The sequence below is a fragment of the Oceanobacillus sp. FSL K6-0251 genome, assembly GCF_038004725.1.
Classification (GTDB): domain Bacteria; phylum Bacillota; class Bacilli; order Bacillales; family Amphibacillaceae; genus Oceanobacillus; species Oceanobacillus oncorhynchi.
On sequence record NZ_JBBORS010000001.1, the window covers coordinates 3,863,732 to 3,890,464 of the forward strand.

At 40.8% G+C, this 26,733-nt stretch carries 21 protein-coding genes; 7 read left to right on the forward strand and 14 right to left on the reverse strand.

Annotation, left to right across the window (positions count from 1 at the left end; translation table 11 throughout):
- Positions 1-149: 149 nt before the first annotated feature.
- On the forward strand, positions 150-1,256 hold the full coding sequence (gene menC / locus MKY45_RS19165) for an o-succinylbenzoate synthase (RefSeq protein WP_193064852.1): 1,107 nt from the start codon (positions 150-152) through the stop codon (positions 1,254-1,256).
- Positions 1,257-2,366: 1,110 nt separating this feature from the next.
- Entirely contained in the window at positions 2,367-3,761 is a 1,395-nt protein-coding gene (locus MKY45_RS19170) for an L-cystine transporter (protein ID WP_193064853.1), read from the forward strand.
- A gap of 59 nt (positions 3,762-3,820) precedes the next feature.
- On the opposite strand, the gene MKY45_RS19175 is transcribed toward MKY45_RS19170, so the two are convergent.
- From MKY45_RS19175 to MKY45_RS19185, 3 genes are all read right to left on the reverse strand, one after another.
- Positions 3,821-4,585 carry an SDR family NAD(P)-dependent oxidoreductase gene (locus MKY45_RS19175; RefSeq protein WP_042529916.1) on the reverse strand — a complete coding sequence of 255 codons (765 nt, stop codon included), beginning with the start codon at positions 4,583-4,585 and terminating at the stop codon, positions 3,821-3,823.
- A 98-nt stretch (positions 4,586-4,683) separates the two neighbouring features.
- Entirely contained in the window at positions 4,684-5,046 is a 363-nt protein-coding gene (locus MKY45_RS19180) for a fluoride efflux transporter FluC (protein ID WP_042529914.1), read from the reverse strand.
- A gap of 24 nt (positions 5,047-5,070) precedes the next feature.
- Positions 5,071-5,442: a fluoride efflux transporter FluC gene (locus MKY45_RS19185; RefSeq protein WP_193064854.1), complete on the reverse strand. Its 372-nt coding sequence runs from the start codon at positions 5,440-5,442 to the stop codon at positions 5,071-5,073.
- Between the two features lie 189 nt (positions 5,443-5,631).
- Between MKY45_RS19185 and MKY45_RS19190 the strand changes: the two genes are divergently transcribed.
- Positions 5,632-6,357, forward strand: a complete 726-nt coding sequence (locus MKY45_RS19190; protein WP_193064855.1) for a DUF3784 domain-containing protein — start codon at positions 5,632-5,634, stop codon at positions 6,355-6,357.
- A gap of 221 nt (positions 6,358-6,578) precedes the next feature.
- Here the strand turns inward: MKY45_RS19190 and MKY45_RS19195 are convergent, their stop codons facing one another.
- Together MKY45_RS19195 and MKY45_RS19200 are read right to left on the reverse strand one after the other, a co-directional pair.
- Entirely contained in the window at positions 6,579-10,121 is a 3,543-nt protein-coding gene (locus tag MKY45_RS19195) for a cell envelope integrity protein TolA (protein ID WP_256705042.1), read from the reverse strand.
- A 269-nt stretch (positions 10,122-10,390) separates the two neighbouring features.
- A complete protein-coding gene (locus MKY45_RS19200) occupies positions 10,391-10,567 on the reverse strand; it encodes a YjfB family protein (RefSeq protein WP_077601790.1) in 177 nt (58 codons plus the stop codon).
- A 444-nt stretch (positions 10,568-11,011) separates the two neighbouring features.
- On the opposite strand from MKY45_RS19200, the gene MKY45_RS19205 reads away from it, so the two are divergent.
- From MKY45_RS19205 to MKY45_RS19215, 3 genes are read left to right on the forward strand one after another with little or no spacing between them, the layout of a single operon-like run.
- Positions 11,012-11,614, forward strand: coding sequence for a LytS/YhcK type 5TM receptor domain-containing protein (locus MKY45_RS19205; RefSeq protein ID WP_341173242.1), 603 nt, complete (start codon positions 11,012-11,014; stop codon positions 11,612-11,614).
- Positions 11,615-11,654: 40 nt separating this feature from the next.
- Positions 11,655-11,903, forward strand: a complete 249-nt coding sequence (locus MKY45_RS19210) for a GGDEF domain-containing protein (RefSeq protein ID WP_341173243.1) — start codon at positions 11,655-11,657, stop codon at positions 11,901-11,903.
- Complete coding sequence (locus tag MKY45_RS19215) at positions 11,866-12,138, forward strand: GGDEF domain-containing protein (protein ID WP_193064858.1); 273 nt, start codon at positions 11,866-11,868, stop codon at positions 12,136-12,138. The genes MKY45_RS19210 and MKY45_RS19215 overlap by 38 nt, the downstream gene beginning before the upstream one ends.
- A gap of 47 nt (positions 12,139-12,185) precedes the next feature.
- Here MKY45_RS19215 and MKY45_RS19220 read toward each other — a convergent pair whose 3' ends face one another.
- Positions 12,186-14,201: a putative bifunctional diguanylate cyclase/phosphodiesterase gene (locus MKY45_RS19220; RefSeq protein ID WP_193064859.1), complete on the reverse strand. Its 2,016-nt coding sequence runs from the start codon at positions 14,199-14,201 to the stop codon at positions 12,186-12,188.
- Positions 14,202-14,586: 385 nt separating this feature from the next.
- Between MKY45_RS19220 and MKY45_RS19225 the strand changes: the two genes are divergently transcribed.
- Complete coding sequence (locus MKY45_RS19225) at positions 14,587-15,702, forward strand: nitric oxide synthase oxygenase (protein WP_341173244.1); 1,116 nt, start codon at positions 14,587-14,589, stop codon at positions 15,700-15,702.
- A 108-nt stretch (positions 15,703-15,810) separates the two neighbouring features.
- Here MKY45_RS19225 and MKY45_RS19230 read toward each other — a convergent pair whose 3' ends face one another.
- The 8 genes from MKY45_RS19230 to hutU form a co-directional block, all read right to left on the reverse strand.
- A complete protein-coding gene (locus MKY45_RS19230) occupies positions 15,811-16,626 on the reverse strand; it encodes a flagellin N-terminal helical domain-containing protein (protein ID WP_193064860.1) in 816 nt (271 codons plus the stop codon).
- Between the two features lie 218 nt (positions 16,627-16,844).
- Complete coding sequence (locus MKY45_RS19235) at positions 16,845-18,158, reverse strand: Na+/H+ antiporter family protein (RefSeq protein ID WP_193064861.1); 1,314 nt, start codon at positions 18,156-18,158, stop codon at positions 16,845-16,847.
- A gap of 300 nt (positions 18,159-18,458) precedes the next feature.
- Positions 18,459-19,982, reverse strand: coding sequence for a histidine ammonia-lyase (gene hutH, locus MKY45_RS19240; protein ID WP_193064862.1), 1,524 nt, complete (start codon positions 19,980-19,982; stop codon positions 18,459-18,461).
- Between the two features lie 156 nt (positions 19,983-20,138).
- Entirely contained in the window at positions 20,139-20,576 is a 438-nt protein-coding gene (hutP, locus tag MKY45_RS19245) for a hut operon transcriptional regulator HutP (RefSeq protein ID WP_042529899.1), read from the reverse strand.
- Positions 20,577-20,793: 217 nt separating this feature from the next.
- Complete coding sequence (locus MKY45_RS19250) at positions 20,794-22,131, reverse strand: YjiH family protein (protein ID WP_052484903.1); 1,338 nt, start codon at positions 22,129-22,131, stop codon at positions 20,794-20,796.
- 392 nt (positions 22,132-22,523) lie between these two features.
- Positions 22,524-23,522, reverse strand: coding sequence for an agmatinase family protein (locus MKY45_RS19255; RefSeq protein WP_193064864.1), 999 nt, complete (start codon positions 23,520-23,522; stop codon positions 22,524-22,526).
- Positions 23,519-24,748, reverse strand: coding sequence for an imidazolonepropionase (gene hutI, locus MKY45_RS19260; protein ID WP_341173493.1), 1,230 nt, complete (start codon positions 24,746-24,748; stop codon positions 23,519-23,521). Before hutI ends, MKY45_RS19255 begins: the two co-directional genes overlap by 4 nt.
- A gap of 147 nt (positions 24,749-24,895) precedes the next feature.
- Positions 24,896-26,563, reverse strand: a complete 1,668-nt coding sequence (gene hutU, locus MKY45_RS19265) for a urocanate hydratase (RefSeq protein WP_256705043.1) — start codon at positions 26,561-26,563, stop codon at positions 24,896-24,898.
- Positions 26,564-26,733: the final 170 nt, after the last annotated feature.

The following is a 26,733-nucleotide window of genomic DNA, read 5'->3' on the forward strand; positions in this document are numbered from 1 at the left end:
TTCATCTCCTGTCTTGCAGAAATGAAGCTTCCCTCAGCATCCATATTGCTATTGAGAACAAACTTCCATATACTAGAACATAAGAAGATGTTGAACTTTTACAATAGGTATCTTTCCTATTTACTAACAAATTACGAGGAGTCTTGGAAATGAAAATTACAGAAATAACAATGCATCGGATGAATATGCGAATGAAAAATCCGTTCACGACAAGCTTTGGTACAGAACAGGATCGTGAATTTATTATTTTAGAGGCAAAAGATGCGGATGGAACCATTGGCTGGGGAGAATGCGTTACCTCGGAGTCTCCTCTTTATATTGAAGAATTCACAAAAGCTGCCTGGGTAATGCTCGAAGAATATTTAATTCCTCTTACTCTCGGCCGTGAAATCAGCCATCCCGATGAGCTGACAGAGTTATTCGAGCCGTTTAAGCGCAATAACTTAGCAAAAGCAGCGATTGATGCAGCTGCCTGGGATATTTATGCTAAACAGCAGGGTCTTTCTCTGGCAGAGGCTATCGGCGGATGCAGAACAGAAATTGAAGTCGGGGTCAGCCTAGGCATTGAAGATGATATGGAGCGCCTGCTTACCAACATTAAAGAAAAAACAGCAGAAGGCTATAAGCGAATCAAAGTGAAAATCAAACCTGGCAAAGACGTAGAAGTTGTTAAGGAAATCCGCGAGCATTTCCCTGATATTCCGCTGATGGTTGATGCGAACTCTGCTTACACACTAGATGATGTGGAAACATTAAAGCAGCTGGATCCGTATAACCTGATGATGATTGAACAGCCGTTAACCGCCGGCGATTTAATTGATCATGCGGAGCTGCAAAAGCATATCAAAACACCGATTTGTCTGGATGAAAGTATTCATTCCTATGATGATGCGAGACAAGCTATTCAATTGGGAAGCGGTAAAATCATTAATATGAAAGTCGGCCGTGTCGGCGGGATTACAACAATGAAACGAATTCATGAGCTGTGTAAAGAAGCAAATGTGCCAATGTGGTGCGGCGGCATGCTTGAGTCAGGTGTAGGCCGTGCGCATAATATCGCGATTACCTCCCTCCCGGCATTTACATTACCTGGAGACACTGCAGCCTCCTCCCGCTATTGGGAAGAAGATATCATTGACCCAGAAGTATTTGTCAAAGACGGAATCGTACAAGTCCCTGCTCCCCCGGGTATCGGATATGAAGTTAACCGTGAGAAATTGGCAAAATACACGGTTCAGAAAGAAACATTTAAATAATCAACTCCATCTTGAGAAGAGACATTTAGACAGTATCCATTTCTGTCTGGATGCCTCTTCTCTTTTTCTTATTTAAAATCAATTATGTTATTTCAAAGTTCGTACATACTAAGCAGAGGAATTATTTTTTTATAAAACGAAACGGACCGTTACTGTCTGATTTCCCGTTTTAAAATGACGTATTTTTTTGATTTTTTGTAATAGAAGACTTACATTACAGCCTGCCGCACAGCGATAAAGAATAGCCATTTCCCTTTAGCGTGCATAGAATATAAAGTCCTAGGAAATCACTTGGTTTTAAATAGCTATCTTTCCTTGAAAAAATGATTTTGAGTTGGGTATTTTCTTACTCATCTCACAGTAAAATATTTTTCTCTACTCATGATAAGCACAGTGTCCTTTCAGAACAGCGGCTATCTAAGGGTTTTTTAACAGATTAAAAACATAACAAATTAGAAAAACCAAGAACACCGCTTGGTCTTTAAATCACCTGTTGCTTTTCTCGCAGGAGTCGACAACATCCGCTCCCATCTAAGTAGAATTATGTTTTATTTGCTTTTTTACAAGGAAATAACGCAAATTCTAGCGACGGTTTTGATGGGGCGAGTAATCGCAGTCCCAGTCCCAGAAGAAATACACGGAGACTCCTGGTCGGCTAAGAACGGTCACGTCCTGTGACCAACGACCGACACTAGGACGTCCTGTCCGTCGTGGGAATGCGCAATGGTCTTCGGTGGGGCGAGTAATCGCAGTCCCAGTGGGAAGACCCCGCAGGAAAAAAGTGTACTTCTTTTTTTCTACCCGCGGGGCATAAGTGCGACTTTGCTTCTGTCTGCGCCTGACGGCTTGCCAATCAGCAAGTCTTCTTTAAAGGAGATGAGCTCGGGGCCCACGGAAAGCGGAGTGTATTTCTGGGGTTGCGATTACTCACCCCATGAAACCCGTTGGAGCGACTATATTCAGCATTTTTTATATACTTTCCTATTCTTCAAAATAAAAACACATCCAAAGCAACTATCTTGAAATCAAAATAGAATCGTTGTATAGTTTAATCCGTACTATTTTTGTTGGATTTCCGAAGAACATTTTATCAAAGGAGGATAATACCAAATGGATAATTGGTTTATATTATTAAATATTGTTATTTTACTTGCATTAATCGGTTTACTAATCTATATGCAGAAAAAGCATGTTTCCTTTGCCAAACGTGTATTTACAGGTATGGGGATTGGTATCGTTTTAGGAGCTCTCTTCCAGATTATCTATGGAGAAGGGTCAGATATTCTTACAGGAACGCTCGATTGGTACGGCATTGTCGGCAGCGGATATATTCGCTTCTTAATGCTGATCGTGGTTCCGCTCGTTATGGTTTCGATTATTCGTGCCATTATTAACTTGAATGAGACAAAGCAGCTTGGAAAAATGGCCGCATGGGTGATTGGCGTACTTATTTCGACAACACTTGTTGCAGCAACACTCGGTGTTGTAACCTCTCTTGTTTTTGATTTGAATGCAGAACAAATCGAAGCGGGTCATGAAGAAACAGAACGCGGCGCTTCGATGGAAGAAAATTTTGAATCCATGGAAGAGGAAACAACACCGCAGCGGATCATTAACTTTATCCCGAACAATATCTTCTTAGATATGACTGGGGAACGTTCTACATCTGTTATTGCCGTCGTTATTTTCTCTGTTCTCGTCGGAATAGCCACACTTGGGGTGAGCAGGAAACAGCCGGAACAGGCAGAACGGTTTACACGAATGGTGAATGCCGTATTTGCCATTGTCATGCGGCTTGTAACGCTTATTTTACGTTTAACTCCATTTGGGGTATTAGCACTGATGACGAATATGGTTGCCACGACAAACTTTGCAGGGATTGTTCAGCTTGGTAAATTTGTGATTGCATCCTATGTCGCGTTGATTGTTATGGTTCTTATTCACATGCTCATCATCAGCGGATTCAAATTAAATCCGATTACGTTTATGAAAAAAGTGTTCCCGGTGCTCGGATTTGCCTTTACTTCCCGTTCCAGTGCAGGAGCGATTCCGTTGAATATTACTGCACAGAAGGAAGCACTGGGCGTGGATGACGGAGCTGCGAATATGTCCGCATCCTTTGGCGCAACCATGGGGCAAAATGCTTGTGCAGGTATTTATCCTGCGATGCTGGCCGTTATGATTGCTCCAACTGTTGGTATTGATCCAACATCACTTGACTTTATTGTACAGCTTGTCTTAATTACAGCAATCAGCTCCTTTGGAGTCGCTGGAGTCGGCGGCGGAGCAACATTTGCAGCAATTATTGTTCTGTCCTCTATGGGACTGCCAATCGCACTCGCTGGTCTGCTGATTACCGTTGAGCCGCTTATTGATATGGGCCGTACCGCAGTCAATGTCAACGGCAGCATGGTTTCAGGTACTGTCACTTCCAAAGTGCTCGGCAACCTGGATGAGAAGAAATTTAATAATAAAGATGCCGTAGTAGAAAACACTGGCATTTAAGTCTTTAAAAAAGCAGTTATCTCACATACCCGAGATAACTGCTTTTTTATTAGGATAATTTAATCCGCCTGCATTCCGCCATCTACATTATACAATGCGCCATGTACAAACGACGCTTCATCCGATGCCAGGAACCGGACAATCTGGGCAACCTCATCCGGCGCGCCAAATCTTCCGACCGGAATCCCCTGTTTTAAAGCTTCTCCTGATTTCTCCGGCTCGCCAGGCGTTAAATTATTTTGAATATCTTGAAGCATCTGTGTATCAATAGCAGCAGGAGCTACCGCATTCACACGAATCCCTAACGGAGCTGTTTCTAATGCTGCCGTCTTCGTTATTCCTGCAACCGCATGCTTGGAGGCTATATAACCGACCATTCCCGCTGAACCGATATAGGCAGCATTAGATGCTGTATTAATCACTCGTCCATGCCCCTGTTTTTTCATTTGTTGAAGCACATGTTTTAAGCCTAAAAACACCCCGGTAACATTAATCGACATAATCTGTTCAAAGGTATCCTTATCCAAATCAGTAATTTCCGCAACAGGACCATTAATTCCTGCATTATTAAAGAAAACATCGATGCGGCCAAATTGATCAACCGTTTCCTGAACATATTTCTTTACGTCTTCTTCCTTCGTTACATCGGCTTGAATAATGCCCACATTTTCCGGATTATCCGTGAGAGATTCCTTTGCTTTTGCTAAGGATGATTCATTAATATCAACCAAAACAACCTTTGCACCTTCGTTTAAAAACAATTTTGCAGCTGCTTGACCAATTCCGCCGGCTCCACCAGTGATTAATACCACCTTATCTCGCATATAACACCTCTCCTTTATAGTATCTTCTTTTCCTATTTTACGTAACCGCTTACAAAACTACAAATAATTGGCTTTCTATCGAGGTGGCGGTTTCTTTTTTAAGAAAAAATGAAAACACTATGTATTCCCGCCCAAGCTGCAGCAATACTTAATAAAGCAGATGTGCTAATGTACCAGAAAGCTGCCAGCCACTTGTTATCCAGCAGCAGATCAATTACTTCCTTCCCGAAAGTAGAAAAGGTCGTATATCCGCCACAAAAGCCGACTCCTAACAGCAGCCACAGCTCGAATGGCAAATCAAGCCCATATAGCACTCCCAGTAAAAGAGAGCCAGACACATTAATGATCCAGGTCGCAACTGGAAAGATAATGCCTTTTTCTGCCTTTAACGGCTTCATATATTCACTGATGATGTAACGCAATAATGCACCAACGGCACCGCCTGCCCCTACAAAAAACATAAGAATGACGCCTCCTTCTGTTTGTTATACTTTCCTGATTCGTGCATAGACAACACGCGCTGTCCAAACTCCTGCCCCGGCAAAAATGACTCCCACAACCGCGCTTATCCCAATATAAAGCAGAGCCATGGGCAAGGTTAACAGCAATGCATCTAATGCAAAGGCAGAAAATGTTGTAAATGCGCCTAGAAACCCGGTGCCAAACGTCAACGCCCATATGTGGCGGTCATGTCTGGAAAGCGAAACAAGCGTCAGTAAAAAGCCTAACAAGAAGCAGCCAATGATATTTACCGATATCGTTGCCATTGGAAAAGTCATATCACCAAGCCATAGACTGACGCCATAGCGGGCGATCGCTCCCAAAAAAGCCCCTATCATCACAAATAGATAATTCATCGAACCACCAGACCTTTATCCGTACATTATTAATAATGTATAATTTAATCCTATCCAGCCGATAAAGCAAGTATTTCGGGATAAAACAAGCTTGTTTGTCATAGAAATTCCTGATTTTTCGTATTCGCTGAAACCTTCTCTCCCTTATTTCGTAGTTATAGTGCAGAAAGAATTTGGAGGGGAAAACGAATGGAATACAGCTACGTTATTCAAATCTTTTTAATCCTTATGTTTTTCTTTTTCAGTTACCTTATTTTAATACGCAAAAACTATTATCTAATCAGCGGATTTAATACAAGTACGCCTGAGGAGCAGCGGAAAATGATTCAAGCAGGTTATCCGCGTGCTGTCGGCAAGATGACCCTGCATATAGCCATTATTTTAAGCCTTGGCTTCCTGCTCCAGCTCTTGCATGTTCCTTATGCAATTGAGGCCTCTTATGTTGTGATGCTTATCGTTTTATTTATTGAATCTTTTTGGATGACGAAAAAGGTAAAAAAGAAATCTCGAAGGATAAACAAAACGGTGTTAGGCCTCTCCCTCATATTAGTTATTGTTGTTTTCACCATCCCTTTTATGCCAAATAAACTGGAAATAAACGAAGACTCCTTTGAAATGACAGGTTTATATGGAGAAGCATGGGCTTTTTCTGACACCGAAGATATCTCCCTCTACGACGAACTTCCTGAAACCACGATACGCACAAACGGCATTTCCTTGTTTGGCAAACATCTTGGGAATTATCGCATCGAGGAATGGGGATCCGGGAAACTATTTATCCGTTCCAATGAGGCCCCATTTATTGTTGTTCATACCGGGGACAGCTTTGTTATTATAAATACGGGGCAGGCAGATAAAACTAGAGAGCAGTATCAGCAGCTGGAACAGGCGCATCAGCAATATAATAATGATTAGAAAAAGCTGTCCAGCGCGGGCAGCTTTTTTTGATCACTATTATTTATTTCAAAAATGCAGGTTTTTTCATATGCCGGATCAGGGTATTTATAAAGACCTTCTCCAGATTCAATCCCAAATTTCCCTGAAAGCAATTATTTTATAAGCAAGCTTATCCCTCCCTATAAAAAATAAAGCAGTTTGGAGCTGCTTTATAATTCAGCCTCCCCAAACTGCTTTCATTAATTCCATTCTTTAAACCGAGCAATCATTTGCTTCAGCTTTTTCTCCAGCTTTCCTTCCCCATCACGCTGTTTCTTCCATTCATTATAGCTGGCGATGCTGATAAATAATATTCCGGCAATCAGAAGATACGCCCACCAAGGGAGATTGCCCCAATAAGGCCGTGTCTGATAAATCACATTAAACAAGAGGGTTCCGATTCCGACAAAGAAATAGGATTTTAATTGATAACGCATCCCTGCGAGTAAGGAAAGAATTGACAACACTCCGATAATCAATGCATCCATTATCGTAGCACTCTGAATCGCATCCGCAATCAGGTACACCGTAACCAGAATCAACAGCACGGTCTGAATATGCCGCATCACCGATTCGTAATCATTCCATGTTTTCTTAGACAAAATAATTGCCAAAGCAAGAACCGGCAGCGCATGAAGCTCCGCATAAAACACTTCTGGAATAGCATTAATATAATAATCAAGCACCAGATAATAAGGCGGTAAACAAGCCACGCCGCCAAGGCTGATACATATTTTCTGCAGCATCTGATTCCCTACACGATCCTGCTGCAGGAAAAACCAGGAAGCGAACAAAACAAGCGGAATAACAGTCAGCCAAATCGTATCCAGCTCATTTGCCCAGTTTAATGCAAAAACGAGATAGGCAACTGCCATCAGAGAATACCAGTCTACAGCCCGCAGACTTCCCTCAGTAGTAACATACAGTTTTGAAAATAAATATCTCCCGGCAGCTGTTAATATGCCAAATCCAATGGTATACATCAGCCATAAATGAATCGTTTCCTCAAATACCGCTTGTATTTGCCATAAATAGATGGAGAAAAATAAAGGCACCACAAGGTATAATGTCCATTTTCGCATATGCAGAAAATATACATTCACTATAATCAGTCCGGTAAAGATGAGAAGCTGCCAAAACACCTCTACTGCAAATAAAAACACGCCCATACCTAAAACCAGATTCATAAACGGAATGAGAAAATATTCTATCCGCCGCTTCCACACCGCTGATACTGCTGCCCAGATTGCAATCATAATGATTCCTGCAGCAAGCCAAGCATAAACAAATGAAATAGCTGCCATCCATTCATAATGAGAGATGAAGGATACCACTGCTCCAAGCAGCATCAGTAATCCAGCATATAAAGCCGTTTTTATTTCCCATTCTTTTTCCTTTGTCAGTGCCGTATAGGTATAGATTGCCAGTGGAACCAGCCAGACTGCCGGATAAAGGATAGGACGTGCTACACTGTCTCCTGCTATGATGAGCACAAGGAACAAGAGCACCGCGTGCGCAAAATAGAAGAAATACGGCTTTAAGCCGGCATCCCATTTTCCTAAATAACGTTCCACCGCTAAGAATACAATGGGCAGGCCAAGCATAAACCAGACAAATCCATCCAACGTATCAATTGAAAATGTGCGCAGCAGCGATACATAAAATCCTAAACTTACCGCCGCAACCAGACTCCAAAACACAGGCTTTCCAGTAAAACGAACCAGCCAGTAGACGACACCGATTCCTATCAACAGAATGGCAGGTCTTACAAATATTTCATCTCCGGTAAATCCAACAAACAGCAGAAGCATAGCTAATAGATAGCTTCCCTGACCCGTATAGAACGTTGTCCGGGTCAATTCCTGCTGCTTTCTCTGCTTCCAGATAAGGCTGATTCCAAGCAGAACGACACCGGCGCCCGCCAGTTGAAAAGGAATATCCAGCTGACTGCGGTAAACATAGGATGCTTCCACAAATTCAAAATAAAGGATGTACATGGCCAACAGCCAATTAATTGGAACAGCCCAGGAAGCAACTTGTTTCTCCAACGTTTTTTTCGATACCACAGTCATATAGTAAGCAACGACGCCTAGCAAGGCAAATATAATTGCAATCTCCACGAACTCAAGCAGGATCAGCTTACCCAGGATAATGATTCCAATTACCGGCATCGACCAGAAATACATACTTTTTTGTACAGCCTGCATATATGGAATCCGATTTTGAAAACCGGCAAACAGAAATAAAATAATCATATAGAAAAACATAAAGTTAAGTATGCTTTCCGGAAAAAACGGATGCACTGCTAACGACCAAAACTGTATCCCGACCGCAATAAAGAATGCAGGAGCAATCCAGCGAAAAACGCCCCGTTTCGTCACCTCTGCAAGATAGACATAGGTGGCAGCAATAACAATATACGCCAGCAGCATAAACCAGGAATCCCCGTCAGCACGGATAATCAAGCCTTGAAAGCTGATGTAGAGAAAAGCAAAGCCCGAAATGACGCCGCTTATATAATAAAACGCCTTACTCGCAAAGCTGTCCTTCCGCATCACATAAGCAAATCCGAGATAAGCTGCCCCCATCAATGCATAAATCAACGTATCCGCTGTATATAAAAACGAATTCTCTGTCAGCTGGTAAATGCCATAAGCAAATAAAGCGGCAAAAACAAATTGATAGCCCTTTGTCTGATAGACGAACACCATCGCCATATAGAGAAATGCAGTCAAAAGCACATTAAAACTATAAAACACAGCCTGATTATAGACAAACAGCATTAATAACGTGGAAACAATCAGATTTAACTGTGCATAGGCCGGCAGTTCATGTAAAAACACACGAAACACTTGCCCCTTCTCTTTCCGAAAATGGTGATACACGAATAACAAGACACCGTTATACAGCATCATTAGGAAAAAGAACACATCTGTCGGGACTTGCAGTGCAGCAAGGGAAAATCCGATAAAGAAGGATAGGAATATATAAAAAATCCATACAAATAATTTCGCTTTTGTCTTATAAGCATTCCAAGCGTATAACGGAAGCGGGACAATAGTACACAGCATTCCCAGCCAATAACGCCCTTCTCCTGTTAACGTTAAATAATCGCCAAACAACCCGAAAAAACCAATACCGATTATCGCAATCGGCAATAATAAACTTCCGAGCGTCAAAAACGCAAAAGCTGTCTTTTCGATTTTAAGAAAACGGGAGGATAACCCGCTTAATGCTAAAAAGAAAATCGAAACGCCAAGCAATGTCGCAACCTTTAACAAGGCTCCCATCTGATCCCAAGAGCTGGTTGCCACAACTAAACCGCTGATTAACAGAAAAGAAACTCCTAAAATAAGCAGCCAGGTAATATTTCTTTCTCTGACCTGCTCCGCTGTTTTCGGTTCGCGGACCGGCTTCGCTTTCTTCTGCTTTGCCGCTTCCCGCTCCTCTGGAGTCAACAGCCATTCTTTTTTATCCTTATTGCCCTGGAAAAACCCGGTTGATTGTTTTTTAACAGGCTTGCTGTCTGACTGTGAAAAAGAGGCCTCTGCCTCCTCCGGCTGATCCTGTTCTGCAGCCTGATACCTCTCTTTAGAGGCTTCTTCTTCCGCATCCTCACGTGCTAACCCATCCATACTTTTATCTACCTGTTTCGCATATTCCTGATGGGCTGTTAAGATGCGTTTATAATCTTCCATGCTGATAAGATCTCTTTTTAATAATTCAATCAATTCTTCTTGCAAAATTTGGGCTCGATTTTTAGAATTCGAAATAACGTCCACGCCCCTTTTCTAAGGTGAAGGATACTTTATCATGGAGAACTGTCTGTAAAACTTACACTGAGTGAAGTTTCATTTTATGTATCTTGTTATAAGATTACAAGAATTTTATGAGATAGTAAATAACATTTATTCCTGGCAGATATATTGCTAATATGTAAAAAACCCCCGCTTCTTCACACCGAAACGGGGCAGCTTTTATCTTCCTTTTTCATTCCTACAGAGAAAAAGTGTTACGCCTTCACATCAATGGAATGCCCTAAATTCGGATGCTGCGGCTGATCCAGCATTTTAATCAGCTCCGCATTTTGCGCTTCCGCATGATCCATGACTTTTCCCATTAAGCTGAAGGACACCTGTGTCTGCAAATTAGCCTGACTCATAATCATCGACATTTTCCCAACATCCACCTATCCATTCACCTCACTCTGAAAGATTTACGAATTACCTTTATTTTAACATAGTTTTCTGTCAAATGATGCATATTTTATACTATAACGGGGATAGGAAAATAATTGGCTTATGTGTTCAAACGATTTAAGTAATTATTACCACAAGAAAGAATACAATATTTAAAAAACGTATCTTAAATTTTGGTAAGTACATCGATTCATGATAAAATTCTAGTATTAGAATATAGAACTATTTCTAAAGCATCAGCTGCAAAAAGAAACGATATCTATAATGGATAATCGCTTAAAAATATACATAAAAAACATACATAATGACTAGAAACAGCAGCTGACGATTCCTTTGGTAACTACCGCAGCTTCTTTAATTCGGCTACGCTCTACACAGCCGTGAATTCAAGCCGTCCAAGCTGCATAATTATTGGGTAAAGGAGAGGAAAACGTTTGGCTAACGGAGACATCATGTTCTTTTTTTTAGATGATTTTTTTATTAATCTTTGCGTCATCATCACTTTAACTGTGCTATACGTACCACTCCGATCAAAATTAAAAATTGCTGACAGACCGTTTTGGCAAAAAGGAATTATCGACGGGGGTCTATGCGGGCTGAATAGTGTTATGTTAATTATATTTTCCATTGAAGTCGCAGAAGGTGCCTTGGTAGACCTGCGTTTTATACCAATTATGCTCATAATCTTGCTGGAAGGATTATTTCCTGCGATTATTGCCAGTATCGTGGTGATTGCGGGCAGATTTATCATCGGCGGAATGTCGGACTTTTCCATCTCTGCTGTCTTTTTAATGATTGCATTAGTGATTGGATTTCAATTGATACATAAGCTATACCAGACGAAAATGGAAAAAAAGATATATATAAAAGCTGTCGTGATGATTTTCTATTCCAATATCGTTTTTACCATCACGATGATGTTCCACTTTCAAAATGATTACCTCTCCCTGCTAAGCTTTTTACCGATTTATTGTTTTGTATCATTTGTCGGTGTTACTCACGTAAAAAAGAGAAGCCAATCTTTTAGCGAAGTATAAAGAGGAGGTATCTACAGACTTTTTAACAGGCTTGCAAAACATGCGCTCCTTCGAAAAAGTGTGGGGCCAGGTAGTCAATAAAGCAGTCATAAAAGACGAAAAGCTGACTATTTTATCGCTGGACATTGACCAGTTCAAGCAGATAAATGATACATATGGGCATCCGGCAGGAAACCAAATTTTAACGCAATTTGGTGACATCTTATCCAGAAATATCCGTTCATTTGATATGGCGTTCCGGAATGGCGGAGATGAATTTTCAATTGTGCTGCCAAACTTGCAGTATTGAAAATGCGCTGGAGGTAGCCGAACGCATACTGGAGGACGTGAAAGCGCACTCCTTTCAGATTTCTCAAAAGGAAAGCATTTATATAACTGTTTCGATTGGTGCAGCAACCTACCCGGATACCTGCAGCAACCCGCGTCAAATCATTCATCAGGCCGATGAAGCATTATATAAAGCAAAGCACTTAGGTAAAAACCAAGTATACCCTGCTATAACGTCATCTCCGAATAAATCATAAATCATTTTCGGAATGACGTTATTCATTTTTCACATAAACATACCGCATTATGATTTACCCAGCTTCTTTGTTTTCAATACTTCCGACATTTCTTGTATCGCAAGTGGTTTGCTGTAATAATAACCTTGGATTTCATCAATATCATGATTGCGTAGAATATCGAGTTCTTCTTTGGTTTCCACTCCTTCAGCAACCACCTTCATCCCCATGCTTTTTCCCAGCTGGACAATGGTTGTTGCAATTTTTCGCTTGATAGATAAATGCGAAATGCCGCTAATGAGGGAACGGTCAATTTTCAAAATATCTAAATCAAGCTTTTGCAAATAAGCCAATGAAGAGTATCCTGTCCCAAAGTCATCCAATGCAATCTTGATTCCATTTTCCTTCATTATTTTTAATATTTGCTGCACGTATTTTTCATTATCAATAAAGAGGCTCTCTGTGATTTCAATCTGAATCCAGGCTGGATCCACCTGGTACGCATGAAGAACAGACCAGAATTTATCGACAAAATCGGCCTGCAAAAATTGGCTGGATGATAGATTAATAGATACAGGAAGTAAATCGTAACCATTGGTTTTCCATGCCCTCAGCTGCCTGCAAACATTTTCCAGCACCCAATCACCGATTTCATTAATCATGCCCAATTCTTCCGCTAAAGGAATAAATTCACCCGGAGATACCTCCTGAAATTCCGAATGCTTCCAGCGAATCAACGCTTCATAGCTTGTAACAATATCTTTTTTCCCTGGAGATACTTTAGGCTGATATACAAGATAAAATTGATTATTATCTAAACCTATTCGTAAATCATTTTTTATTTGAAACGCTCTTTGATTCGAGATTCGCATCTCCCTGTCAAAAAACCGGTAATCATTTTTAGACAAGCCCTTCACGCGATACATTGCCAAATCAGCATGCTTCATCATCGTAGGCGCATCTGAACCAGCCTCTGGATAGGTCGATATCCCGATACTTGCTGTCGTGCTTAATTGATAGCCTTCAATAGCAAAAGGCTCTTTAAAATTGGTAATAATAGATTCTGCATAGCGCTGCATATCTCTCGGGGAAGTGATGAAATCAATAAGGATGGCAAACTCATCACCGCTGAGCCTTGCAACAACTCCATTCTTACTGACGATTTCCTCCAGCCGGCGGGCAACGGCGATAAGCAATTCATCTCCTATGATGTGTCCAAGCGTATCATTCACATACTTGAAGCCGTCCAAATCAACAAACATGATTCCGAATCTTTCCTGATTTTCTTTAGCATATGCTATCTTTTGGATTAAATTTTCATCAAACTTACGGCGATTCTTCAGCCCTGTTAAATGATCATAGAAGGCCATCATCCGTATCTTTTCCTGATTTTCTTTTTTATCCGTGATATCGTAGCGCATCGCAATATACTGCACCGGCTTTCCTTTTTCATTCTTCACCGGTACGATAGTTGTATCCACCCAATAAAAAGAGCCGTCTTTTGCACGATTTCTGATTTCGCCTTTCCAAACTCCGCCAAATCCGATTGTCCGCCACATCTCTTTAAAAAATTCTCTGGAATGATAGCCTGAATTAATCAGCTGATGGGTATTTCCAATCAACTCGTCATGAGAATAACCGGATATTTCACTGAAGAGGTTATTTGCATGAATGATTTTCCCCTGCCGGTCTGTAATGGCTAAAATCACAGATTGGTCCAACGCATATTTAATATCTGACAGCTCTTTTAATGCCTTCATTAATTGATTATTTGCTTCCCTGTCATCAGAAATGATTCCGAACACTTCTACCCCATCCTCTGATTGAATTTGATAGCCAAAAATACTCAGCAGCACCATTTCTCCGTTTTTTCTATTAACCGTTGCATTAAAATGAATTTGCTCTTCCTCACCATCAACCAGCTTTGAAAATTCTAATGCGACATGAGGTCCGATATAATGAGAAAGTATATTATCATAATCTTCTCCAGAAATGATATCCTTTGACTCATTTAATACATCCCAAGATAACAGTTCCGTAAAATATATTTTTTTATTCCGAATCTTAAATACAGCCTGAGCCAAGTTCATTTCCTCCTCGCACCAACACAGCAATTACATCTAGTTTTAATATATCATGTAAAATAGACAAAAACACATCTATTTCGATGGATTTAAACAATTATCGATTATTTAAACCTAAATTAATTTTTCAATTATCGTATCATTTTTTGACAAAATCCCATAAAATACAGCGTATATTCTATTAATAATGATTTAACCATCCAGCAAATCAGTACGCACATTTTTAAAAAAGGTAACTACAATTTACTTTATCATGTGACAGACAATTGAACAAAGGTCTTTACTCCTCTTTTCATTTGTCGAATAACATAGAAATTCGTCTTACTCTTCGCTACAATGGAAAAGAAAGCATACGATCCATTGTGAACAGCTGGAGGTCATTCCGTTGAATAAAGATGAAATGCAGCAGGAAGCGGCACGTTTCCTGACAACCTACTATACAGAAACTGGTGCTCCTGCAGAAAAATCAGCAGAACGAATTAAAGAAGTTACAGCCGAGATAAATGCACATGGCACTTATACCCAAACCTATGAGGAAATGGTGTATGGAGTAAAGCTCGCCTGGCGAAATTCAAACCGCTGTATCGGCAGATTGTTCTGGGAACGCATCGACGTGGCAGATGCCAGACAGGCAACAACAGAAGAAGAGATATTCGAATTCCTGTTCAGTCATTTAAAAAACGCCTTTAATCAAGGTAGAATCAAACCCTACATCACCATCTTCCCTGCCTCCTCAGCCAAGGAAGAAACCGTGAAAATCTGGAATCATCAGCTGCTGCGCTATGCAGGCTATGAAACAGAAGAAGGAATTATCGGTGATTCCGATTCCCTGGAATTCACCCAAATATGTGAGCGGCTGGACTGGCAGGGGGAAGGAACACATTTCGATATTTTGCCGCTTGTTATTCAAATCGGTGCTCATCCCCCTGTCTGGAGAACCATTCCCGAGGCATTCATCCCTGAGATTCCTATGGAACATCCAGAATATGAAGCGGTAGCAGACCTGAATTTGAAATGGTATGCCCTCCCGATTATTTCAGATATGCGTCTGGAAATCGGCGGGCTGCATTACATATCTGCTCCCTTCAACGGCTGGTATATGGGAACAGAAATCGGCGCCAGAAACTTTGCAGATGAGCACCGCTATAATTTACTGCCAAAAATAGCTGAAATCATGGGGTTATCGACAAAACATGCCAGTAATTTATGGCAGGACCGTGCCCTGATTGAATTGAATGAAATGGTGCTCCACTCCTTTAAAAAACAAGGTGTATCCATTGTCGACCATCACACCGCTGCATCCCAGTTCCGCATTTTCGAAAAGCAGGAAGCAAAAGCCGAACGGGAGGTAACCGGAAAATGGACCTGGCTTATTCCTCCTGTCTCCCCGGCAACCACGCATGTCTGGCATCAGCCCTACAGCAATGAGCTGAAAAAGCCAAATTTCTTTTATCAGGATAAGGCTTATCGGCAAGGAAAAGGCTGCCCGTTTCATGGGTAGAGATAAAGTGTTCTTACTTTTAGTGAGAGCGCTTTTTATTTAATTTTTCACTATATCTATGTTTCTCATAGACTGCAAAGATATTTTTTCAGGTTCTCATTTTTAAAATTAATTCTGTAAAAGCTGCAATATCATCCCCGGCTGCTGGTTTGCCTGAGCCAGCATAGCCATGGCAACCTGTGCCAACAGGCTGTGCTTGGTATAAAGCATCATCTCTTTTGCAATATCCGCATCCCGAATCCGCGATTCTGCCTGTGTCAGGTTGGTTACTGTATTGGAGAGGTTATTGATCGTATGCTCCAGCCGGCTCTGTACAGCTCCAAGACTGGAACGCTGTGAGGATGCCTTCTCTATCGCTTCATCTAAAATCCCGATGGCTGTATCTGCGCCTTCTTGTGTCGTAATATCGATTTCATCTATACCCAGCGCAGCTGCCCGTACATCGCCAATTGAAATTTCAATATATTGCCCCGCATTGGCACCAATCTGCAAGCGTTTATTGGTAAAGGAACCGTCTAATAGAGACTGTGTATTAAATTTGGTATCCCGTCCAATCTGCGATAACCCTTCCCGGAGCTGATTCATCTCATCCTGCATGATTTTCCGGTCCGATTCCGAATACGTTCCATTCGCTGACTTCACACTCAGCTCCCGCATCCGCTGCAATATCGCATGCGTTTCATTCACCGCACCCTCCGCCGTTTGCAATAGCGAGATGCCATCCTGCGCATTCCGAATGGCCATATTCAATCCGCGAATCTGCGCACGCATTTTCTCGGAAATAGCCAGCCCTGCCGGATCATCTGCAGCACTGTTAATCCGCTTGCCCGTTGCGATACGAAGCATTGATTTCTGAGCCATGGCAAAATGATTGTTCATATTATTGTAAATCGTAAACGCCATTACATTATTGTTGAGACGCATCGATAATAACTCCACCTTTCCTAAGGTGTATCTTACTTGTTATTAGGTATATCGGTTGATTGGGCGGGTAAGTGAAGTGATTGAGGAGTTTTTTTATTATTTTGGGTTGATTTTAAAGAATTTAAAAAGAGTCCTAATTGGGATGTAAGATTCAACCTCAAAAGGACTCTTTTTAGATACAAAAACTGGTCAAAGAAATTCATCTGGAAAATTTCATTTTATAAAATTACTGCTGCAATTACTCCGCATATAAATAATGGAATATTATAATGCAAAAATGTAGGGACACACGTATCCCATATATGATTATGCCTTCCATCAGCATTTAACCCGGCAGTTGGTCCAAGCGTACTGTCAGAAGCAGGTGATCCCGCATCTCCTAGAGCACCTGCTGTTCCAATAAGTGCTGCAGTTGCCAACGGGGATAAACCAGCGGCTGCACAAATCGGGACATATAATGCTGCCAGAATAGGAATTGTGCCAAATGATGTACCAATTCCCATTGTGATAAACAATCCAACCACCAACATCGTCGTAGCAATCAGAAACGATGATGTGCCAACCATGGAAATTGCCTGTTCAACAAGCTGTTCAATGCCTCCCGTTTCCTGTAGCACAGTCGCATAACCGGAAGCAACCAGCATAATAAATGCTATCATCCCCATCATTCCAATACCTTTTTGGACCACTTTTTCATTCTCGTTCATCTTTATTACTCTCGTTGCAAACAGGATAATAATTCCAGCTAATGCACCAAGAATAAGTGATTCCGTCATAAGCTGTGTTACCAATGCTGCGATAATCGCGATAATTGTCATCCATTGATAAAAACCCCAATTTCCTTTTTCTTCTGTGTACGCAACTTCTATATTTGCTTCATCCGGCTGGCTTTCCTTAGGCAGATGATCTTTACGGTACGTGATAAAAATAGCTACCAATAATCCGACTACCATTCCCGCTCCGGGTATTAACATAGAAATCGTTACCTCATTCAAGGTAATGGGCATGTTATTTGCGATCATTTCATCTCGAATAATCCCTTGAAATATTAATCCGAAACCTACTGGTATTGTCATATAAGGAGCTTTAAGTCCAAAAGTTAATGCAGCAGCAACTGCCCGTCTATCTAATTTCAATTTATTAAACAGACCTAACAATGGCGGAATTAAAATAGGTATAAAAGCAATGTGTACAGGTACGATATTTTGTGACAAACAAGCAATTACAGCAAGACTCAAAACAAGTGCCATTTTTTTACCTCTAAAAAGTGTTAACATCTTATTTACCAGGATTGTAGTAATCCCTGATAAACCAATCATTACAGCAAATATTCCCAGTAGAACATAGCTTAATGCTGTGTTTGACTGTCCCCCCATGCCCGACACCATCAGTTCCGCTGCTTCACCCAAACTCATTCCAGACATTAAACCAGCCGTTAAAGCAGCAAGAATAATGGCAAACAAAACATTGACACGAAATAAACTTACCACTACCATCACAAGCACACTGACTAAAACTGCATTTGTAAGCATCTCCTAACTCCCCCTTTATTTTTCAATCTTTTATGAGGTATCACACGAGTTAAAATAATCTCGATGATAACACTGCCGTTTTCATAAAACGAAACTTCATTTAGTGGGAGTTTTTCTTTTCTCCCACTGAATGATTAGTTGAGTAATTCAGGGAGTTAGCACCCGTTATCTCCGGCCTAAATAAATTTATTCCCTCTCCTTTATTTGGAGCCGAGAGTTTCACGGGCGCTTCTCCATGATAAATATGAAGAGGCAGCTTTATACCCTTCATAAAAACTGATAAATACTGCCTCTTTTTCTTTATTTAATAGAAATTTCTTTTTTTAAAAAGTTATTGTTATGATACAGCGGGTGCAATGTCTGATTAAGCTTCTCTATATCCTCTGAAAAAACTCTGTCTTCGGTAATGCTCGGGACAACATGACGCATCTTCTCCCATTTTTTCTTTAATTTTGGCGACAGATTTTCCACGCCTTGATATTCCGCTGCCTGCAGGGAACAAATACATTCAATCGCCAACACACGCCGGGCATTCTGTATCATCATTCCTGCATGTCTTGATGCCGTCGTCCCCATACTAACATGATCCTCCTGATTGGCAGAGGAAGGAATGGAATCCACGCTTGCAGGATGCGCTAAGGTTTTATTTTCCGAGACAAGGGATGCCGCAGCATATTGCATAATCATTGCTCCCGATTGCAAACCGGGTTCTGAGCTTAAAAAGGCAGGTAAATCATTTAGCTGTGGATTCACTAACCGTTCAGTACGGCGCTCTGATATATTCGCTAATTCTGCTACTGCAATTTTTAAAAAGTCCATTGCAAATGCGATTGGCTGACCATGAAAATTCCCGCCTGAAATAACCACCTCTCCTTCATCAAAGATAAGCGGATTATCCGTAGCTGCATTCATCTCAATCTCTAGTTTTTCCTTCACGTAATCAAGTGCTTGCCAGGACGCACCATGTACTTGGGGAATACAACGCAAAGAATACGCGTCTTGTACCCGCTTTTCACCCTGTCTTGTAATCAGTTTGCTTCCGTCTAACCATCCCCGCATTCTTTTTGCCACATCTATTTGCTGCGGGTATCCCCTCGCTTCATGTATTGCTGGATGAAAAGCATCTACAATTCCTTCCAGCCCCTCCATTGTCATTGCAGCAATCCATTCACTATCAAAAGCAAGCTGTTCCGCTTCAATATAATTAACTATCCCCATAGCAACCATTGCCTGCGTTCCATTGATAAGTGCCAACCCTTCTTTAGCCTGCAATGTAATCGGACGAATTCCTTTTTCAGAAAAAACGGAAGCTGAATCAATTACGTTTCCGGACTCACCATAGACTTTTCCCTCTCCAATTAAAACAAGTGCTAAATGAGCCAATGGCGCCAAATCGCCAGATGCCCCTAAAGATCCCTGTTGTGGAATGACTGGATGGATTCTTTTATTAATTAATTCAGCTAGTAATTCCACCAACACTCCACGAACACCTGAAAATCCTTTTAGTAAAGCATTCAATCGAAGTACCATCATGGCACGTGATACAATTTCCGGAAAAGGTTCACCAATCCCGCATGCATGGGAACGGATTAAATTTAATTGTAAATTTTCAACATCTTTTTGATTGATAATCACGTCACTAAATTTTCCAAAGCCTGTATTAATTCCATATACCGTTTCTCTATTTGCTACAATTTGTTCAACAGCACATCTGCTATCATGAACTTCCTCCATGCTTTTTTCGGAAATGGATACTTTTTCATTATCGAGCAAAATTCTTTTTAGTTGTTCAATCGTTAAAGTATGGCCTGTTAATTCAATCATTGTTTCTTCCTCCTTCTTAACGGATTTTCTATGGTCCGCTACACTATTGACTTTCTCTAAAAAAACAGCAAAAAGAGGCGATAACGGCATACTGAAGTAAGCCATCATCACCTCCTAACGTCTCGTTACTATAGGTCATGATTTCGTATTTATTTGTTAAATATGATTAATTCCAAGACCAACCGCTTCATGTTCCAATCCTTTTATAGGTGCTCCAATTGTCCCGTAAAAGGCGACGGCAATCCATTCTCCTTCTTTTTCCTCTTTATACGGTTTCCCGCGTACAACAGCAAAGCGAAGACCTACTGTCCGCATTGTCTCTCCAATCGCCAGTTGTCCTCTGGTTATCCCTTCAAGCGCCTCAACAATTGTATGATATAATGCGTGGGTTTCTCGATAAACCCCTTCTTCAATTAATCCGCTTCTCTTAACTGCTGTTTCCACTGCAGAAATAACCTTCTGCATATTCATGGACCCGACTTTTCCAAGGCATGTATCCACCTCGTCAAACATGGATTCAAAGGAGCTGTATTCACTTTCATCTAACATAGCAAGCAGTGTGGCAATTTTACCAATGCGAATTTTTTGCGGCATGTAAGCGCTCCCTTTTATCTCAAAAATAAAACTTTTTACTAATAGCTATTTTGATTATAATCTGAATAGTGGTAATAGTCAATTATTTTTCTGGCATTTTATATAAAATGAAAAAGAATTTTATATGCCAACCTGTTATATTTATTATATGATCACTTTTCTTTTTTGATAACCTGTCAAAAACGACAACATTGTATGAAAGGGAATAGCTTTCTCCTTATAGTAATAAATATCCAACCGGTGCAGCAATTAAAATAGTTAATACAACTCTTTCAAACCATATTACAATTAGTTTTGGAATACTAATTGGGATGTCTGTTGATAAAATAACTGGCACAACAGCTGAAAAAAAGATGATAGAAGAAATACATACCACAGCTATTACATATTTCGTTATTAAAACTGCTTCCGTCACCATTAAAGCAGGTAAAAACATTTCTACAATTCCCATGGAAACGGCTTTTGCTGCTAATAAAGGTTCAGGTAATTGCACTAACCATGTGAAAGGGTAAAAGATATAGCCAACAATATCAAAGATCGGTGTATATTCGGCTAACACAAGTCCTAGTAGTCCAATAGACATAATGGATGGTAGAATTGCCATCGTCATTACCATTCCATCCTTTAAATTCATTTTAATATTTTCAAATAAACTGGGAGCATTATCAGCAACTTTCATCGCTTGTTCCCACGCTACCTTTATGCGATTTTCTGTAATTATTTCCTCATATTGAGGTTTAGCCCCATCGTAGTATTCATTACTCATTTTATTCAGCGGCCATAATCGTACGGTAATTGCCGTTACTAAAAATGTGATGACAAGTGTTGACCAAAAATACAGATTCCAAATACCCATTAAATCTAATGTATTAGCAACAACTACCATAAACGTTACAGAAACAGTAGAGAATCCAGTTGCGATAATGGAAGCCTCTTTTACTGAATACTTCCCTTCTTTGAACACACGATTAGTTATTAGTAATCCAATTGAATAACTGCCAACAAATGAAGCAACTGCATCAATCGCAGAACGGCCGGGAGTTTTCCAAACAGGTCTCATAATTCTTTGCATTAATACCCCAATAAATTCAAGGAGTCCATAACTTACTATAAGTGCAAGGAATACTGCACCAATGGGAACTAGAATGCCAACAGGTGTAACTAGACTATTGAATATGAAAGGTCCCATATCTGGATTAAATAACCATGCTGGCCCAATATTAAAAACAATCATTAGTGCAGCAACTAATCCTAAAAGCTTAAAAAAAGATAGAACTGTATTTACGTTCCCTTTATTCCATGTACCTCTAATAAACGGATAAACGGCACCGAGAGCAATAACAATTAATAAGTAATAAGGTACAAACGCGGGAAAAGTATTTCGAATGAAAGTAACCATATGATCCAGCATAATAGAAGCGTTTCCGTTAATCGTTATGGGTATAAAAAACATAAATCCACCTATCAAACTGTAAATGCTAAATTTGACAATATTTTTCCGATTATTTTTATGATCATTATCAACATCATATTTAGTCGTTTGAATCTCACTCATTTGACACCCAACCTTTTTTATTTGAATTTACTCTATTAGTAATACATTCCCATAACAGAAACATTTATCGCAGTATTACTGGCTGGGACGGAGGCTGCGATTACTTCCCCCATCGAAGGGCTTTGTAATACTCCCACTTCAAGAAATGAAAGAGATATGTTATTTCTAAGTGGGAGATAGAACAGCCAGTAACAGCCTGGCTCGTTCCAGCCTGCAGAAGGTAGGTCACAAAGGCATCTGAGACAACTATTTTGCGAGGTTATGACAAGTAATCAACCTCATTCCCACGACGTCATGAACTTAGTCCTTATTCCTTTAATCTACAGTGGTAAATGAAATCCCCCACTGAAAGAAGTTTCACTTTATCACCATTGGCTTAGTTATTGCGTTAACTATCCTTTATTTCTCCTCTTACAATACCCTGTTAAAAACGACAACATCGTATGAACGGCATTTTTCACCGTAATTTGCGCTATATCTTTTCTCGGATCCAGACACACAATATCCATGGCTTTGACTTTCGGATGTTCTCCTGCAAGCTGAACAGCATCAAATAATTCTTCTGTGTACATTCCGCCTGGAGCTGCAGCAGGTGTTCCAGGTCCATGTACAATATCTAATACGTCCATATCCACCGTTAAATAAATTGTATCTACTTGTTGATTCAACTGTTCTAATGCATGCGCAATAACTTGCTGTATTCCTTCTTTACGCGCTTGTTTCATAGTCGTATAACGAATCCCATTTTGATCTGCAACATCTTTTAGTTCTTTAGCGTTAAAGAAACCATGCAGCCCAATGGTGTGAATATGCTCTCCTTTAACCGTCCCACTCTCAATGATATTTCGAATCGGGGTGCCATTTGCCGGTCCAAATATTTTCAGATCACGTAAATCAAAATGGGAGTCAATTTGTAAAATTCCAATTGTCTCCTCAGGATGCGTCTTTTTCCATCCCTTTACCAGCATAGCCGTGATGGAGTGATCACCGCCCATCGTAATCGGCAAAGTATGCGGGTGATGACTTCTTATCGCTGCCATTGCCTCTTCAATATTTTGGTGGGAAGAAGCGATGTCTGTTACATGCTGCTTCACATCTCCTAAATCAACTGCCTTTAACGCCGCCAAATCTATATTTTCATCCAGATTGTACGTTCCAAAGGATTTCCACGCTTGCCGCATCGCATCTGGATTTTCACTGGCTGCCGATGTACTGATAGAGGATTTAGAAAGCGGAACACCAAGAATCGTCACATCATAAGGAGACCAGTCCACCTCGGTATCTCCAATCGTTTCAATCCATTCATGAACCTTTAAATCTATTGTTTGCTCTGTCTGTTTGGACCATATCATGTTGGGCTTATGGAGCATTGGGTAAGGATAATGGCTCATTGTAACCGCCCCTCCACTACAAGCTGCTTCCCGGATTTTATAACCGTATCCACATGATTCATGCCATATTGATACGATAAAGTTAAATAATTAGGAACATCAAAAATCGTAATATCTGCCTTTTTCCCTGCTTCCAGGCTCCCTGCTTCACCCGCACATCCAATAGCATGCGCTGCATTAATCGTCGTCGCAGTCAATACTTCTTCTGGTGTCATATTCATCTTCAAGCAGCCTAAATTCATGATGAAAGGCAAGGAAATCGTTGGAGAAGACCCAGGATTTTGGTCTGTTGACAATGCAACAGCAACCCCTGCATCAATCATCTTCCTCGCTGGAGCAAATTCTGCCATTAAGAAAAACGCTGTACCCGGCAATAGAACACCGACAACTTCCTTTTCCGCCATCGCTTTAATCCCTGCATCGGAGGCTTCCAGAAGATGATCCGCCGAAATGGCACCCACTTCTGCCGCTAATTCCGCTCCAGCATATGGTTCAATCTCATCGGCATGAATCTTAGGGGTAAGTCCATACTGTTTACCAGCTTCCAGTACACGCTTGGATTGTTCTGGTGTAAATACACCGCGCTCACAAAATACATCATTAAATGTAGCCAGTTTTCTTTCGGCTACTTCCGGAATCATTTCCTCTACGACACGTGTAACAAACGCTTCCGGATTCCTTTTTTCATCCAGCGGCACCGCATGTGCTCCCATAAATGTAGAAACAATATCTATTGGGTGGTTTTGGCGCAGCTGCTCTGCCACTTTCAGCTGTTTTAATTCATGTTCAAGCGTTAATCCATAACCGCTCTTTGCTTCAACGGTGGTAACACCATGTAATAAAAACTTATCTAAACGTTTTTTTGACGCTTCATATAATGTTTCATAGCTGGCAGCTTGTGTAGCACGGGTTGTAGCATGAATCCCACCGCCAGATTCCATAATCTCCATATAGGTTTTTCCTTTTAAACGCATAGCATATTCATTTTCACGTGTTCCCGCATGAACAAGATGCGTATGTGGATCAATCAAACCAGGTGTGACAGTTTTGCCCGATGCATCAATTTCAGTTACAGAATCAAGTTGCCCTTGGTATTTTTCGCGCATTTCTGCGTCTGTACCTACCTCAACAATTTTGCCATCTTCTATCCAGATACTCCCATGTTCCAAAATTGTTATGTCGGACATCGCCTCTTTTTTGGCAGGCTTATCAGAATGCCCGGCCATGGTAACTACTTGGTTTGCATTTGAAATAAACAGCTTTTGTGTCAATGTTTTTCCCTCCTGAAGTTACATTCTATCTATTTACTAGTACCATTGAAAATAGCACTCCCCAGTAGAAGAACTGCTTTTCCCTGGGAGTTGCTATCCACATTATTGATCTTTTAACATCGGAATATTTACGTTCTTCTTGCGGGCTGTTTCCTGGGCTAACGCATATCCAGCATCCGCATGACGGACAACTCCCATTCCTGGATCTGTTGTTAACACACGATCCAGCCGTTTTTCTGCATCCTTTGTTCCATCCGCTACAATGACCATGCCGGCATGAAGGGAATATCCCATTCCTACCCCGCCACCATGATGGACACTGACCCAGCTTGCTCCACCAACACTATTGATCAGAGCGTTTAAAATCGGCCAATCCGCAACTGCATCACTTCCGTCCTTCATCGCTTCTGTTTCCCGATTCGGCGAAGCAACAGAACCGGAATCGAGATGATCACGACCGATAACGATTGGAGCACTTATTTCACCACTGGCAACCATTTCATTAATAATTTTCCCAAAACGGGCGCGTTCTCCATAGCCAAGCCAGCAAATACGTGAAGGCAACCCTTGGAAACTCACCTTTTCACGTGCCATACGTATCCAGTTGCATAAATGCTTATTATCACTAAACTCCCGCAAAATAACTTCATCTGTTTTATAAATATCTTCTGGTTCTCCTGATAATGCTACCCAGCGAAAAGGCCCTTTCCCCTCACAAAATTGCGGACGAATATAAGCTGGAACAAAACCAGGAAAATCAAAGGCATTCTCCACTCCTTCGTCTTTTGCTACTTGACGGATATTATTTCCATAATCAAAGGTAACAGCCCCCTGTTTTTGCATTTCCAGCATTGCTTCAACATGCTTTGCCATGCTTGCTTTGGAAAGCTTCATATATGCTGCTTCATCTTTTCCTCGTAAATCAGCAGCTTTCTCCAGACTAAACCCTTCAGGAATATAACCATTTAACGGATCATGTGCCGAGGTTTGATCTGTTAACACATCTGGGATGAGCCCTTTTTCAATCATTTTCGGTAACAATTCTGCAGCATTTCCCAACAAGCCAATAGATAACGCTTTCTTTTCTGAACGGGCTTCATTAGCAAGACGAATGGCTTCATCCAAATCATCGGTATACGTGTCTAAATACTTCGTTTCAATTCGGCGATTAATTCGATGCTGATCTACTTCAATCGCGATACAAACTCCGCCATTCAAAGTTACCGCCAACGGCTGCGCACCACCCATTCCACCGAGACCCGCCGTCACTGAAATAGTTCCAGCCAAATCGCCATGAAAATGCTGCTTGGCACATTCGGCAAATGTTTCATAGGTTCCTTGAAGAATCCCCTGGCTTCCAATATAAATCCAGCTTCCTGCTGTCATTTGTCCATACATCATTAATCCTTTTTGATCCAGCTCATGAAAGTGGTCCCAATTTGCCCAAGCCGGTACAAGATTTGAATTGGCAATTAAAACTTTCGGTGCATCTTTATGAGAAGGTAAAACCGCTACGGGCTTACCAGACTGAATTAATAATGTCTCATCCTCTTCTAAAGCTTTTAAGGAAGCAACAATCGCTTCATAACACTCCCAGTTTCTTGCTGCTTTTCCTATTCCTCCATAAACGACTAATTCATCCGGGTTTTCTGCTACATCCGGATGCAAATTGTTATTTAACATACGTAATGCTGCCTCTTGAATCCATCCTTTTGTATTTAATTCTGTACCTCTGTATTGCTTTACTTCTTTTGATTTCGTCTCTTTCATCACACATTCACTCCTCGTTGAAGTCTTCTGATAATTCTTATTTTATCAATGAAGAGAAGTGGAATATAGATAATGGAATTTCGAAATACAATAAAAATTTTAGGTAACTATAAATCATTTTATAAAACGCTTTCATTTTATAGAAAAAATATTAGATTGTTATAAAAATA